The 12,990-nt window shown below is 72.3% G+C and carries 14 protein-coding genes; 4 read left to right on the forward strand and 10 right to left on the reverse strand.

What is annotated here, in order from left to right:
* The first annotated feature begins 42 nt into the window (after positions 1-42).
* The 3 genes from N1F89_RS11720 (at position 43) to N1F89_RS11730 (ending at position 2,671) form a co-directional block, all read left to right on the forward strand.
* On the forward strand, positions 43-1,098 hold the full coding sequence (locus tag N1F89_RS11720) for a dihydrodipicolinate synthase family protein (RefSeq protein WP_354670322.1): 1,056 nt from the start codon (positions 43-45) through the stop codon (positions 1,096-1,098).
* A 7-nt stretch (positions 1,099-1,105) separates the two neighbouring features.
* Positions 1,106-1,876, forward strand: a complete 771-nt coding sequence (locus N1F89_RS11725) for an ABC transporter ATP-binding protein (RefSeq protein WP_290084278.1) — start codon at positions 1,106-1,108, stop codon at positions 1,874-1,876.
* Between the two features lie 123 nt (positions 1,877-1,999).
* The gene (locus N1F89_RS11730) at positions 2,000-2,671 is read left to right on the forward strand and encodes an SDR family oxidoreductase (RefSeq protein WP_290084279.1); all 672 of its coding nucleotides are present in this window, start codon (positions 2,000-2,002) and stop codon (positions 2,669-2,671) included.
* Between the two features lie 15 nt (positions 2,672-2,686).
* Here the strand turns inward: N1F89_RS11730 and N1F89_RS11735 are convergent, their stop codons facing one another.
* From N1F89_RS11735 to rfbF, 4 genes are read right to left on the reverse strand one after another with little or no spacing between them, the layout of a single operon-like run.
* A complete protein-coding gene (locus N1F89_RS11735; RefSeq protein ID WP_290084280.1) occupies positions 2,687-3,424 on the reverse strand; it encodes a hypothetical protein in 738 nt (245 codons plus the stop codon).
* Between the two features lie 47 nt (positions 3,425-3,471).
* A complete protein-coding gene (locus tag N1F89_RS11740; RefSeq protein WP_290084281.1) occupies positions 3,472-4,704 on the reverse strand; it encodes a class I SAM-dependent methyltransferase in 1,233 nt (410 codons plus the stop codon).
* A 3-nt stretch (positions 4,705-4,707) separates the two neighbouring features.
* Positions 4,708-5,775 (reverse strand): CDP-glucose 4,6-dehydratase, encoded by a 1,068-nt coding sequence (rfbG, locus tag N1F89_RS11745; RefSeq protein WP_290084282.1) that lies wholly within the window; start codon positions 5,773-5,775, stop codon positions 4,708-4,710.
* Complete coding sequence (gene rfbF, locus N1F89_RS11750) at positions 5,772-6,539, reverse strand: glucose-1-phosphate cytidylyltransferase (protein WP_290084283.1); 768 nt, start codon at positions 6,537-6,539, stop codon at positions 5,772-5,774. Before rfbF ends, rfbG begins: the two co-directional genes overlap by 4 nt.
* A 188-nt stretch (positions 6,540-6,727) precedes the next feature.
* Here rfbF and N1F89_RS11755 point away from each other — a divergent pair, with 188 nt between their 5' ends.
* Complete coding sequence (locus N1F89_RS11755) at positions 6,728-7,981, forward strand: glycosyltransferase family A protein (RefSeq protein WP_290084284.1); 1,254 nt, start codon at positions 6,728-6,730, stop codon at positions 7,979-7,981.
* On the opposite strand, the gene N1F89_RS11760 is transcribed toward N1F89_RS11755, so the two are convergent.
* The 6 genes from N1F89_RS11760 to N1F89_RS11785 form a co-directional block, all read right to left on the reverse strand.
* Positions 7,944-8,729, reverse strand: a complete 786-nt coding sequence (locus N1F89_RS11760) for a cephalosporin hydroxylase family protein (protein ID WP_290084285.1) — start codon at positions 8,727-8,729, stop codon at positions 7,944-7,946. The genes N1F89_RS11755 and N1F89_RS11760 overlap by 38 nt on opposite strands.
* Positions 8,722-9,624 (reverse strand): NAD-dependent epimerase/dehydratase family protein, encoded by a 903-nt coding sequence (locus tag N1F89_RS11765; RefSeq protein WP_290084286.1) that lies wholly within the window; start codon positions 9,622-9,624, stop codon positions 8,722-8,724. Before N1F89_RS11765 ends, N1F89_RS11760 begins: the two co-directional genes overlap by 8 nt.
* Positions 9,625-9,696: 72 nt before the next feature.
* Entirely contained in the window at positions 9,697-10,230 is a 534-nt protein-coding gene (locus tag N1F89_RS11770; RefSeq protein ID WP_290084287.1) for a dTDP-4-dehydrorhamnose 3,5-epimerase family protein, read from the reverse strand.
* On the reverse strand, positions 10,227-11,405 hold the full coding sequence (locus tag N1F89_RS11775; protein WP_290084288.1) for a class I SAM-dependent methyltransferase: 1,179 nt from the start codon (positions 11,403-11,405) through the stop codon (positions 10,227-10,229). The genes N1F89_RS11770 and N1F89_RS11775 overlap by 4 nt, the downstream gene beginning before the upstream one ends.
* 160 nt (positions 11,406-11,565) lie before the next feature.
* Positions 11,566-12,558: a cysteine synthase family protein gene (locus N1F89_RS11780; protein WP_290084289.1), complete on the reverse strand. Its 993-nt coding sequence runs from the start codon at positions 12,556-12,558 to the stop codon at positions 11,566-11,568.
* Entirely contained in the window at positions 12,551-12,976 is a 426-nt protein-coding gene (locus N1F89_RS11785; protein WP_290084312.1) for a MarR family transcriptional regulator, read from the reverse strand. Before N1F89_RS11785 ends, N1F89_RS11780 begins: the two co-directional genes overlap by 8 nt.
* Positions 12,977-12,990: the final 14 nt, after the last annotated feature.

The raw sequence follows: 12,990 nt of genomic DNA on the forward strand, positions 1-12,990 counted from the left end.
CCGCCGCCGGCCCCGAACTCGGATAAAGGAGCCCAGATGGGACTGCACCGCACTGAGCTGCCCGTCGCGATCCGCAGCCTGATCGCGGAAGGAACCGCGATCCCCGCGCATCCGCTGGCGCTCGACGCCGGGCGCCGGCTCGACCGCCGGCGCCAGCGCGCGCTGGCGCGCTACTATCTCGACGCCGGGGCGGGCGGGCTCGCCGTCGGCGTCCACACCACCCAGTTCGCCATCCGCGAGGCCGGGCTCTACGCCCCGGTGCTGGAGATCGCGGCCGAGACCGCCGCGGCGTGGAGCGACCGGCCGGTGGTCAAGGTCGCCGGCCTCGTCGGCCCGACCGCGCAGGCGGTCGAGGAGGCGCGCACGGCGCGCGCGCTCGGCTACCATTGCGGGCTGCTCAGCCTCGCGGCGCTGAAGACGGCGAGCCTGGAGGAGATCGTCGCGCACTGCGCGGCGGTCGCCGAGGAGATGCCGCTGGTCGGCTTCTACCTGCAGCCCTCGGTCGGCGGCATGCGGCTGCCGTTCGAGTTCTGGCGCCGCTTCGCCGCCATCGACAACGTGATCGCGATCAAGATCGCGCCGTTCAACCGCTACGCCACGCTCGACGTCATCCGCGGCGTGGCGGCGGCGCGGGCGGAGGACCGCATCACGCTCTACACCGGCAATGACGACCACATCGTGCTCGACCTCGTGACGCCGTTCGCGGTCGAGCGCGACGGCGTGCCCGTCACGCTGCGCATCCGCGGCGGACTGCTCGGCCACTGGTCGGTGTGGACGCGCGCGGCCGTCGGCCTGCTGGAGCGCTGCCGGGCGGCGGCAGAGGCCGGCGGCGTCGACGCCGACCTCCTGGCGCTCGACGCGCAGGTGACCGACTGCAACGGCGCCGTGTTCGACGTCGCCAACGGCTTCCGCGGCTGCATCGCCGGCTGCCACGAGGTGCTGCGCCGCCAGGGCCTGCTCGAAGGCACCTGGTGCCTCGATCCGGACGAGGGCCTGAGCCCCGGCCAGGCCGAGGAGCTGACCCGCGTCAGCCGCGCCTACCCGCATCTCACCGACGACGCCTTCGTCGCCGAGAACCTCGACCGCTGGCTTGCCTGAGGCGCCCATGACCGACACTCCCATCATCCGTCTCGCGGGCGTCAGCAAGACCTATCGCACGCGCGACAAGGAGACGCTGGCCGTCTCCGATGTCACCATGACGATCGCCGAGGGCGACTTCGTCTCGCTCGTCGGGCCGTCGGGCTGCGGCAAGACGACGGTTCTGAAGATCGTCGCCGACCTGATCCAGGCCGACGCGGGCACGGTCGAGGTGGGCGGCTCGGGCGCCTCGGTCGATCGCAGCCGCGACGTCGGCATGGTGTTTCAGCAGGCGCTGCTCCTGAAGTGGCGGCGCATCATCGACAACGTGCTGCTGCCGGCCGAGATCCTCGGCCTGCCGCTGCGCGAATCGCGCGAGCGGGCGCGGGACCTGCTCGCCATGGTCGGCCTGCGCGGCTTCGAGCGCGTCTATCCCTACGAGCTGTCGGGCGGCATGCAGCAGCGCGCGGCGATCGCCCGCGCCCTCGTGCACGACCCCAAGATCGTGCTGATGGACGAGCCGTTCGGCGCGCTCGACGCGCTGACGCGCGAGAAGATGAACCTCGAGCTGCACCGCATCTGGACGGAATCGCGGAAGACCGTGCTGTTCGTCACGCACAGCATCCAGGAGGCGGTGTTTCTCGGCACCCGCTGCGCGGTGCTGACCTCGGGGCCGGCGCGCATGGCCGCCTACTTCCCGATCGAGCTGCCGCACCCGCGCGTCCTGTCGATGAAGACCGAGGCGCGCTTCGGCGCCTATGTGCGCCAGATCTACGGCCTGCTCGACGTCGAGGGCTGAGCCCGCCGCCGGCCTCGGCCGGCGCGGCCGGCGATTGATCGCGCCCGGCAGGGCGCTAGCTTCTGCCGCACCGCAACGCGCATGGCGGTGCTGCCGCCATGCCGCCAGCAGACGGGAGAAGGCATGTCGAAAACGCTGTTCATCACCGGCGCATCCTCGGGCATCGGCGCGGCCACGGCGCGCGAGGCCGTCGCCGCGGGCTGGAATGTCGGCCTGTTCGCGCGCAGCCGCGAGCGGCTGGACGCGCTCGCCGGCGAGCTCGGCGCGGCGGCGCTGGCGCTGCCGGGCGACGCCACCGACCTCGCCGAACAGGAGGCCGCCATCGGCCGCCTGGTCGAGCGCTTCGGCAGCCTCGAGGCGGCCTTCGCCAATGCCGGCACCGGGCTGTCGACGCCCGGCACCGAGGCGGGCGATCCCGACGAGTGGCGCCGCATGGTCGACATCAACATCATGGGGCTCTTGTTCACCGCGCGCGCCGCGCTGCCGCATCTGCGCGCGACGCGCGGCCACCTCCTCCTGACCGGCTCGGCCGCAGGCCGGCGCCATCTGCCCGGCTCGATCTACGGCGCCAGCAAGTGGTTCGTGCACGGCTACGGCGGCAACATGGCCGACGAGATGCGCGAATGGGGCGGCCGCTGCACGGTGATCTCGCCGGGCATGGTCGACACCCCGTTCTTCGACGAGGCCAAGCCCGACAAGCTGCAGCCGCAGGACATCGCCCGCGCCGTGCTGTTCGCGCTCGAGCAGCCGGCGCACGCCACCGTGCGCGAGATCCACGTCATGCCGACGGACTGAGCCGCGCGAGGGCCGTCAGTCGCGGCGCGTCCACACGGAGGCGCCGTCGACCGTGCGCTTGTCGATACCGCGTTCGATGCGCCAGTCGCGGCCGGTGTCGCGGATCACCGGCGTGCCGTCGGGCGAGAAGATGTGATGGCGGAAGCCGGCCGTCGCGGCTTCGAGCTTAGGGTTGTGACCGGAGAAGAACTGCTTTTCCGGGTCGAGCGCAGGGTCCATGAGCGCCGCCGCGCGCCGGGCGAAGCCGCCCTCGAGGATCGACGGCGCAGTGGTGAACTTGCCGCGCCAGCGGAAGAAGGGCGTCTTCCAGCCGGCGAGCCGGACATACACGCGGCGGCGGTGCAGGTGGCCCTTGCGGCGCACGTCCCAGTTCTGGTCGGCGGTGTGCAGCGAGACCTGGCGGATGCGCGGGTCGGCGAAGGGGGCGAGCACGGACCGGTCGATGCGCTCCAGCGCCACCCAGTCGTCTTCCAGATGCAGCACGTAGGGCGCCCGCGTCGCCTGCCAGAGCCGCTTGACGGCGGCGCCGAAGCCTGCCGTCTCGGGCTCGAAGACGACGAGGTCCTCGAAATGGGCCCGCAGGATGGCACGGCAGCGGTCGTGGTCGGCCGCGTCGCCGAAGATCGGGTCGATGTTGACCAGCGCACGGGTGATCGCAAGGGCGGGAAACAGCCTGTCCGCGAAGCTCGCCAGCGTGCGCTCTAGCAGCGCCGGCCGCCGCCCGGCGACCAGCGTCAGCTCGACCTCGGCCACCGCGGGCGCCGCCGCTCCCGGTTGCGCGCGGCTGCCGTGCCCGGCCGTCACAGGAGCCGCGTCTGCGGTATGGCGACGACGAAGCGGCCGCCGCGCGTTTCGACCGTGCGGTTGGCGGCGCGAATCTCCTCGGCCAGGTTCCAGGGCAGGATGACCACGAAGTCCGGGGCGCTCGCGTCCAGCGCCTCGGGCGCACGCACCGGAATGTGGCTGCCCGGCAGCAGGCGGCCCTGCTTGACGGGATTGCGGTCGACCGCAAAAGCGATGTCGTCGCGCGTCACGCCGCAGACATTGAGGAAGGTGTTGCCCTTGGCAGCCGCGCCGTAGGCGGCCAGCGTCCGGCCCGCGCCGCGCGCCTCGGCGAGGAAGGCGCGGAACCCCTCGCACACGCTCGCGATCCGCGCGTTGAAGGCGCTGTAGGTCGCCATGTCCGCCAGACCGGCGGCCTCCTCCGCGGCGCGCAGCCGCGTCACGGTCGGCGTCTGCGCATGCGGCCCGCCGACGCGCTGTGCGAAGACGCGCAGCGAACCGCCATGCGTGGCGAGCTCCTCGACGTCGAAGACCGCCAGTCCGCCGGCGGCGAAGACGCGCTCGACCGCCAGCAGCGACAGATAGGCATAGTGCTCGTGGTAGATGGTGTCGAACTGCAGGCCGGCGATCAGCCGCATGAGGTGCGGGAACTCGAAGGTCGCAACGCCTGCCGGCTTGAGCAGCGCCGCGAAGCCGGCGACGAAGCCGGCGATGTCGGGCACGTGGGCGAGCACGTTGTTGGCGGCCATCAGATCGGCCGATAAACCCTCCGCGGCAAGCCTTTCCGCCTCCGCCCGGTCGAAGAAGGCGACGCGCGTCGGCACGGCGCGCGTCTCGGCGATCGCCGCGGCGTTGGCGGCGGGCTCGACGCCGAGCACCGGTATGTCGCGGGCGGCGAAATACTGCAGCAAATAGCCGTCGTTGGAGGCGATCTCCACGACCTGCGATGCCGGTCCCAGACCAAAGCGCTCCGTCATCGCCTCGGCATAGCGCCGGGCATGGTCGAGCCAGCTCGTCGAATAGGACGACAGATAGGCATAGTCGCCGGTGAAGATCGCCTCCGGCGGCACGGTCTCGGTGGTCTGGGCGAGGAAGCATGCGTGACAGACCATCACCTTGAGCGGATAGCACCGCTCGGCGGCGATTGCCGCGGCATCGGGCTCCAGAAAGGCGTTGGCGACCGGCGTGGCGCCGAGATCGGCCATCACCGTGGCGAGCGGGGTCGCGCAGAAGCGGCAGCGGGGCGCCATCGTTCAGGCCTCCGTGAAGCGCGCGATCTGCGCGCGCGTCAGTTCGGCCGGATCGGCGCCTCGCCGCCAGCCGTCGTACCAGCGCGCCGTCCACGCGATCGCCTCCGTCTGGTCGAGGCGCGCCCGCCAGCCGAGCGTCGCCGCGGCGAGCGCCGGGTCGAGGGCGAGTGCGGCCATCTCGCGTGGCGCGTCGGCGGCGGTGCCGCCGTGCCAATGCGGATCGCGGCCGAGCGCGACCAGCATCGCCTCGGCCACCTCGCGGACCGCGCGTTGCCGCTCGTCGGCAGGCGGTCCGAAATTGAGCGCCGCCGGCGCCGCCGCGTCGCCGGCCAAGGCCTCCAGATAACGGAAATAGCCGGCCAGGCAGTCGAGCACGTGCTGCCAGGGGCGCGTGGCGGCGGGATTGCGGATCGACGGCGGCAGGCCGGCGTCCGCCGCTCGCACGATGTCGGGGACCAGCCGGTCGCTCGCGAAGTCGCCGCCGCCGATCACGTTGCCGCCGCGCGCGGTGGCCACCGGCACGCCGCGCGGCGCGAAGGCGCCGGCGGCGAGTGCTGCGGTCGCCAGTTCGCAGGCGGCCTTGGAGGCCGAATAGGGATCGAGACCGCCGAGCGGATCGTCCTCGCTGAAGGGGCGGCCGCTCTCGTCGTTGCGGTAGACCTTGTCGGTCGTCACGACGAGGACGGCCTGCAGCCGCGCGACGTCGCGCAGCGCCTCGAGCAGCCGCACCGTGCCGGTGACGTTGACGTCGAACGTGTCGCCCGGAGCGGCATGGCCGCGGCGCACCAGCGCCTGGGCGGCCATGTGCAGCACGATCTGCGGATCGGCCGCGCGGACGGCGCGCGCGACGGCCGCCGCGTCGCGGATGTCGGCCAAGTGCTCGCCGGCCAGACCCTGCGGGCCGACGAGCGCATGCAGCGCCGGCTCGCTGTCCGGCGGCAGGGAGAGGCCGTGGACCTCGGCACCCATGCCGGCCAGCCACAGCCGCGCCCAGGTTCCCTTGAAGCCGGTGTGGCCGGTGACGAGCACGCGGCGGCCGCGCCAGAAGCCCGGATCGGGTCTGGGGGTCATGTCCAGACCTTCCACGGCGCGCGACCGGCCTGCCACAGGGCCTCGAGCTGGTTCTTGTCGCGCATCGTGTCCATCGGTTGCCAGAAGCCGTCATGCGGGTAGGCCATCAGCTCGCCGTCGGCGGCCAGCGCCTCGAGCGGCGCGCCCTCGAAAGGCACGGCGTCGCCGGCGATGCGCTCGAGCACCGCGCGCTCGAGCACGAAGAAGCCGCCGTTGATGCGCGCGTTGTCGCCGGCCGGCTTCTCGATGAAGCTGCTGACCCGGGCGCCGTCGAGCGACAGCGCTCCGTAGCGACCAGGTGGCACGACGCTGGTGACCGTCGCCTCGCGGCCGTGCCGGGCATGGAAGGCGGCGAGCGCGGCGATGTCGATGTCGGCCACGCCGTCGCCGTAGGTGAGGAAGAAGCGGTCGTCGAGATGGGCGGCGACGCGCTTGAGGCGGCCGCCGGTCAGCGAGTCGGCGCCGGTGTCGACCAGGGTGACGCGCCAGGGCTCGGCCTTGCTGGCGTGGAACGCCGTCTCGCCGGTCGCCAGGTCGATGGTGACGTCGGAGGAGTGCAGGACGTAGTTCGCGAAGTACTCCTTGATCATGTAGCCGCGGTAGCCGAGGCAGATCACGAACTCGGTATAGCCGTGGTGGCTGAAGATCTTCATGATGTGCCAGAGGATCGGCCGGCCGCCGATCTCGATCATCGGCTTCGGCCTGAGATGGCTTTCCTCGGAGATGCGGGTGCCGTAGCCGCCGGCGAGAATGACGACCTTCATGGGCCTCACTGCGTGTTTCGACCGGACCGGCCCGCATGCGGCGGACGCGGTGCCGGCGACCGGTCAGGGTGCGGCATGGGTGGAGCATTTCCAGCTTGATTGCAACCGACATGCGGTGGCAATGGAAGGCGGAACGCCGCCTTTCGGCGGTCGATCGCACATCACCGCTCCGGGAGCCGGCCTAGCCAATGCGCACCGCGCCGTTCTTTACCGTCGTCATACCGACGCGCAACCGGCCGGAGCTCGTGCCCGACGCCGTGCGCAGCGTCCTGCAGCAGACGTTCGGCGACGTCGAGGTCGTGGTTTCCGACAATTCCGACGCGGCGAACGCCGACAGGACCGTAGCCGCGCTGGCCTTCGCGCGCGACGACGCACGTTTTCGCCTCGTGCGCGCGCCCGACGATCTGTCGATGACCGCGCATTGGGAATGGGCGCTGGGCCAGGCGCGCGGTCGCTATCGCGGCGTGTTGACCGACCGCATGGCGTTGCGGCTCTTCGCGCTCGAGGAGCTGCGCGACATCCTGCTGGCCGACGAGGCGGCGGCGGTGTGCTACCGCGCGGCTCCGACGATCGAATCCGTCGGTTGGCTCCGCGCCAAGCTCGCGCCGGGGCCCGTCGTGGCAACGGACCGCGCGACGGCAGACCAGATCGCCGCGTTCTCCCGAGGCGATCTCAGGAAGGACAATCCGCGCATGCTGAACTCGTTCGTTCGGCATGACGTACTCGACCGGATCGCGGCGCGGTACGGCTCGCTGTTCGACGGGATCTCGCCCGACTACGGCTTCATGTTCCGGTTCTTGTCGGTCGAGATGCGCTATCTCGCGGTCGAGGTTCCGCTGATCGTCACGCAGGGCGAGGCGCGCAGCAACGGGCGCGCCTTCAAGACGGGCAACGTGAACGCCGAGAAGACGGATTTCCTGCAGAAGCTTTCCGGGCAGGATGCCATCCTCGCCCACGGGCCGATTCCGCACGATGTCGACGTGCTGCCGAACGTGATCCTGCGCGAGTACGACTATGTGCGTTCGCTCGGCGCCAGCGCGGATTTCCCGGCCATCGACGCGCGTGCCTTCTTCCGGAGCTGCGTCGGCTTCGCACGCGATCTGGAGCGCGAAGGCACGCTGAGCCAGGCCTACATCGACGCGCTCGACCGGTATCGCCGCGACAAGCTGCCCGGCCAGCGCGCGTTCGCACGAAGCCGCATCAACGTCGCGGCCGGCGCGCGGCGCCGTCTGGCCAAGCGCTTCAAGGCCGGGCTTCGCGCGCGGCTCGGCGCGGTCGTTCCCGCGTTGAACGCCGGCCGCTACACCGGGGCGCGCAACATGAGCGAGCTGCTGGCCGCAGACCTCGAGGCGCGGCGCTGCGGGACGGCCTCCGCTCGGCGCTCGGCCGGATCTGACGGCGGCCTCAGCGGCGCCGCAGATAGCCGTCCGGCGCCGTCGTGATCTGCAGCTTGCGCTCGATGGCGCGGTCGATCTCGAAATCCTCGTTCGCCTCCAGGAACGCATGCACGGCGGTCTTGGGATTGTCGCCGCGGTCCCAGGGCCGGTCGGTGAAGTAGCCGGCCGGCAAATCCTCCACCACCGTGTCGAACACCACGCAGTAGCTGCCCGGCGTGACCAGCGGCGCGTAGGCCTCGAGCTCGGCCAGCACGTGCGCGTGCGTGTGGTTGGAATCGAGGCACACGAGCACGGTTCCCCCCTGCGCCAGGCGCGCCGCCGCTGCCCGCACGCGCTCGACGGTCTCGGGCGCCACGCTCGAGCCTTCGATCATCTCGATGCGCCCGGCCATCGGATGCGCTTCGATGGCGGCGCGGTTGTGCGGGCGGATGTCGATGTCGATGCCGAGCACCTTGCGGCGCGGGTTGCGCGGGTCCAGCGTCTCGCCCCGCTCGACCGCATCCGCGTAGTCGAGCAGCGCCAGCATCGAGGCGCTGAGGATCAGCGAGCCACCATGGGCGATGCCGGTCTCCACGATCAGGTCGGGCCGGACCTGCCAGATGAGTTCCTGCATGGCGACCATGTCCTGCGGATACTGGATGAGCGGCCGGCCGAGCCAGTCGAAATGGTAGGAGTAGTTGTGCCGGTAGGAGGCGAGAAACCAGGCGCGGGTCAGCGCGGCGAGGTCGTCGTCGCGACCCTGGGCGGCGATCTCCGCCGCTCCCCGTTCGCGGAACTGGCGATGGTCAGACATGATCGTTCCTTCCTTCCGGACGGGCGGTCCCGCCGGTCTCGTTGCTTGCTAGGTCGGGCGCCGCCTGAAGCGCCGCCAGCCGCCGGCCGTCGCCCCAGAAGGCGAAAGGCTCGTAGGACGGATAGGCGCGCGCGCCCAGGTTGAGCGCGATCGCGGAGCCGGCCGCGGCGCGCCAGTCCTCGACGAGGCCGCGCACCGAGCGCGGCCGGCCCGAGCACACGTTGACGATGGCCGGCGCCTGCGCCGCGAGCGCCACTGCCGCGATCGCCGCGCCGGCGTCTTCGGCCGGCATGAAGTCGCGCAGCTGCTCGCCCGCCGACATGTCGAACTGCGCGTCGCCGCGCGCCAGCGCGGCCTGAAAGGCGCCGAAGAGCGACGTGGGCGCCTGGCCGGGCCCGTAGAGGTAGAACAGCCGCAGCCAGCGCAGCTCGAACGGCCGCTCGGCGGCGAGAAAGCCGAGCTGGCGGCGCAGCGCGTCCTTGGCGAAGCCGTAGGGGTTGGCCGGCTGCGGCTCGAGGGTCTCGGCGAGCGGGCCGCTGCGCATGCCATACTCGAAGCAGGTACCGGCAACGACGAGCCGCCGCACGCCGGCCGCCACGAGGCCGGACAGAAAGCGGTACTGGGCCGGCAGCTCGACCTCGAAATGGCGCAGCGACAGGTAGTTGGGCAGCCCCTCCCAGGCCAGATGCACGACCACCTGCGGCCGGCCGAGCCGCGCATAGGCCTCGGCCGGGTCGAGGCTCATGTCAAATCGCGTCCAGCGGCGATGCGCCGGCGCTTGCTCCTGCACGGGCCGGCGCGCCTGCGCCACCGCGGCGACCGCACGCGCGTCGAGCGCGGCCAGCACGTGCCGGCCGAGAAAGCCGGAGGCTCCGGTGACGGCGAGAGGGGTCAAGGCACTGTCTCCGCGGCTGTCATCACCTTCTGCCGGTTCGCGGCGCGGCGAATCGCGGCGCACCGACGGCTTCTACAGCATCGCGAAGCCGCGGTCGCGCTCCGAAAGCCGGGCGACCGGCAGCGGCCAGTCGACGGCGAGCCTGGGATCGAGCGGGTTCAGGCCGGCTTCCGAGGCGGGCGCGTGGGGACGGTCGTGCAGATAGACGAGCGTGCAGTCCTCCGTCAGCGTCTGGAAGCCGTGCGCGAAGCCGGGCGGGATGAGCAGCGAGCGCATGTTGTCCGCGCTCAGCCGCTCGCCGTGCCAGGCGAGATAGGTTGGCGAATCCGGCCGCACGTCGACGGCCACGTCGAACACGGCGCCGGCCAGGCAGGAGACGAGCTTGGTCTCCGCCTGCGGTCCGGTCTGGAAGTGGAGGCCGCGCACGGTGCCCGCCTCGGCGGTGAAGGACTGATTGATCTGCGCCACGGGGCCGCGCGGCCACAGCGCGGCCAGTTCGTCGGCGCAGAACAGGCGGGCGAAGAAGCCGCGCGCATCGCCGTGGCGCCGCCGCTCGATCAGCTTCAGCCCCTCGAGCGGGGTGTCGTGAACGGCGAAGCGGGTCACGGCCGCGGCGTCCGAGCGGCATCGTCGGCCATGCTGCGCGGCGGCCTGCGCAGGCTGATCAGCTCTGCCGGCCAGGTCATGCGCTGCATGTCGGCTGCGATCTCTGTTTCGTAGTTGGGGTTCATGACCACGACCGCGACGACGCCGGCATCACGGGCGGCCTGCGGCGAGACGATGGGCAGCGCCGTGACCGGCAGGAAAGCGCCCTGCTTGGCTCGGTTGAGATCGATTGCCATCGCCAGTCCCTGCGTCAGCAGCGCGAAGGTGACCCCCTTCGACGCCGCGCCCCAGATGGCGACCGGTCCACGCCGGCCGAGCACGCGCACGCGCTCCTGCCAGGCCGTGCGCTCGGCCGCGGCACGCGCCCGGAAGCGGCTCACCAGACCGGGATCGGGGGCCGCCTCCGGCTCGGCGCGGCCGCGCGTCGCCTCCACCCACATGTACTGGCCGCCATAAACCGGCGAGCAGGTGGCGGCAAGGCCGAACGCGGCGAGCAGCCGGCGCATGGCGCCGGGTGCGAACAGCGAGCAGTGCTCGTAGAAGAGGTCCTCGAAGGCGGCGTTCTCGAGAATCCAGGTGACGTCGGGGGTCTCCAGAAACAGGCGGATGTCGCGCTGCACGGCGAGTTCGGCCATCGCGCTGACGAAACCGCGCGGCGCGGCGATGTGCTCGATCGTGTGCCGAGAGCACACGACATTGATCTGCGGCGGCACCGCAGCGGCGCTCGCCGGCGTGAAGGGCTCCGCCCGCACGGTGATGTGCGGCCCGAAGGATCGCTGGCCGATCCAGGCGGGGTCGTAGCCGATGGCCGAGGCCAGCCGGCCGGACGCGTCCAGCATCGCCAGGAATTCGCCGGCGCCGCAGCCGACCTCGAGCACGTGCAGCGGGCCGGGCACGTCGAGCAGGCGCCGCACCATCGCCTCCTGATGGGCGCGGTAAACGGCCGAGGCCTGCACGGAATTATCGTAGGTGCTGTCATAGGCGATGCGCGCAGGCTCGAAGGCCGCATTCCACACAAAACCGCACCGCCGGCAGGCGCGCATGTCGAGACGGCCGGTCGGAAAGGCGAGGGCGGCCTCGCGCGTCGGCACCACGGCGTTCTGCAGCAGGGGAACCCGGTCGCGTCGTTCGACCGGGTCGTCCTCGCTCGACAGGCAGGCCGGGCATCGCGGCATGAGGCCTCGCTTTCCTTAAGGCCATAGCAGGTTGCCGACCCGCGGTGAAGCGGGCTGTCGCCACGGCCGTCCGAGGCCGCCGCGGCACGAGCCGAGGGCGGTTTCTCTCGCGCCCGCGCGGGAGCCCTTCACCTCGTCGCCCGAGCCGCGGGGCCGCGGGTCACGGCCACAGGTCGGTGGACAGGTATTTCAGGCCGCTGTTGGCGATGACGATGGCGAGCGTCGCGCCGCGCATCGGCCCGGCCAAGAGGTCGAGCGCTGCGGCGGCGTTGGCGCCGGACGAATAGCCGGCAAAGATGCCTTCCTCGGCGGCCAGCGCGCGGGCGGCCCGGCGCGCCGCGTCGCCACTCACCGCCACGGTGCCGTCATAGGCGAGGTCGGCCAGGAAGGCGAGGTCGGCGCGGGCGTAGCCGCCGCCCTGGATCGGATGGCCGGGGCAGGTGACCGGCGCGCCGGCCAGCACCGCCGCGCCGGCGGGCTCGACCGCGAAGCAGCGGATCGCCGGATCGCGCGCCTTGAGATAGCGGGTGACGCCGGCAAAGGTTCCGCCGGAGCCGACGAAGTCGACGAAGCCGTCGAGGCCGCCGCCGCTCTGTTGCCAGATCTCCGGTCCGGTCGTGGCGTGGTGGGCGCGCCAGTTGCCGTCGCGCACGAACTGGTCGGCGCGGAAGGCGCCGCGCTCTTGCGTCAGCCGCTCGGCGGCGCGCTCGACGAGCGCCAGATCGGCGCCCGACACCGCGCCCGGCCGGCCGCCCGGCGCCTGGTCGACCAGCACGACCTCGGCGCCCAGCCCGCGCATCATGCGGGCGCGCTCCGGCGAGTTGCCGCGCGACATCACGGCGACGAAGGGATGGCCGCGCACCGCGCAGACGATGGCGAGCCCGGTGCCCATGTTGCCCGAGGTCAGCTCGACGACGGTCTGGCCGGGGCGCAGCGTGCCGTCGGCGCGCGCCGCCTCGACGATGCCGCGGGCGGCGCGGTCCTTCTTGGAAAAGCCCGGATTGAGGTGGTCGAGCTTGGCCAGGATGCGGCCGTCGAGCCCGCGCCGCGCCGTCAGCCGGTCGAGCGCGACGAGCGGCGTCGCGCCGATCGCCTCCACGACGCTCGGCAGGATGCCGGCCGGCGCCGGCCGCGCCGCGGGCCGGTCAGCCATCGGCCAGCTTGGCGAGCAGGCGCAGCAGCGTCGCCGCCTCGCGCCCGGTCAGCGGGGCGAGCGTCTCAGCGGTGATGCGGCGGGCGGCCGGCAGCAGCCGCTCGACGGTGGCGCGGCCGGCCTCGGTCAGCGCGACGAGGCGCTGGCGCCGGTCGTCCGGGTGGGCGGCGAGCGCCACCAGGCCGCGCGCCTTCAGCCGGTCGATCACGCCCTTGGTGGTCGCCGCGTCCATCGCGACGCGCTGGCCGAGGCGGTTCTGCGCCGTCGGCCCGTCGGCGTGCAGCCGGGCGAGCGCGGCGAACTGCGGCGGCGTCAGCTCGTCGATCGCCGCGGCGAAGATCGCCAGATGCCGCTGGTTGGCCTTGCGCAGCAGGAAGCCGGCCTGGCGCTCCAGCCGGTAGGGCGGCTCGGCCGCCATGCGCGGCGCGGCGG

The sequence above is a fragment of the Aquibium sp. A9E412 genome (genome assembly GCF_030398335.1).
Lineage (GTDB): Bacteria > Pseudomonadota > Alphaproteobacteria > Rhizobiales > Rhizobiaceae > A9E412.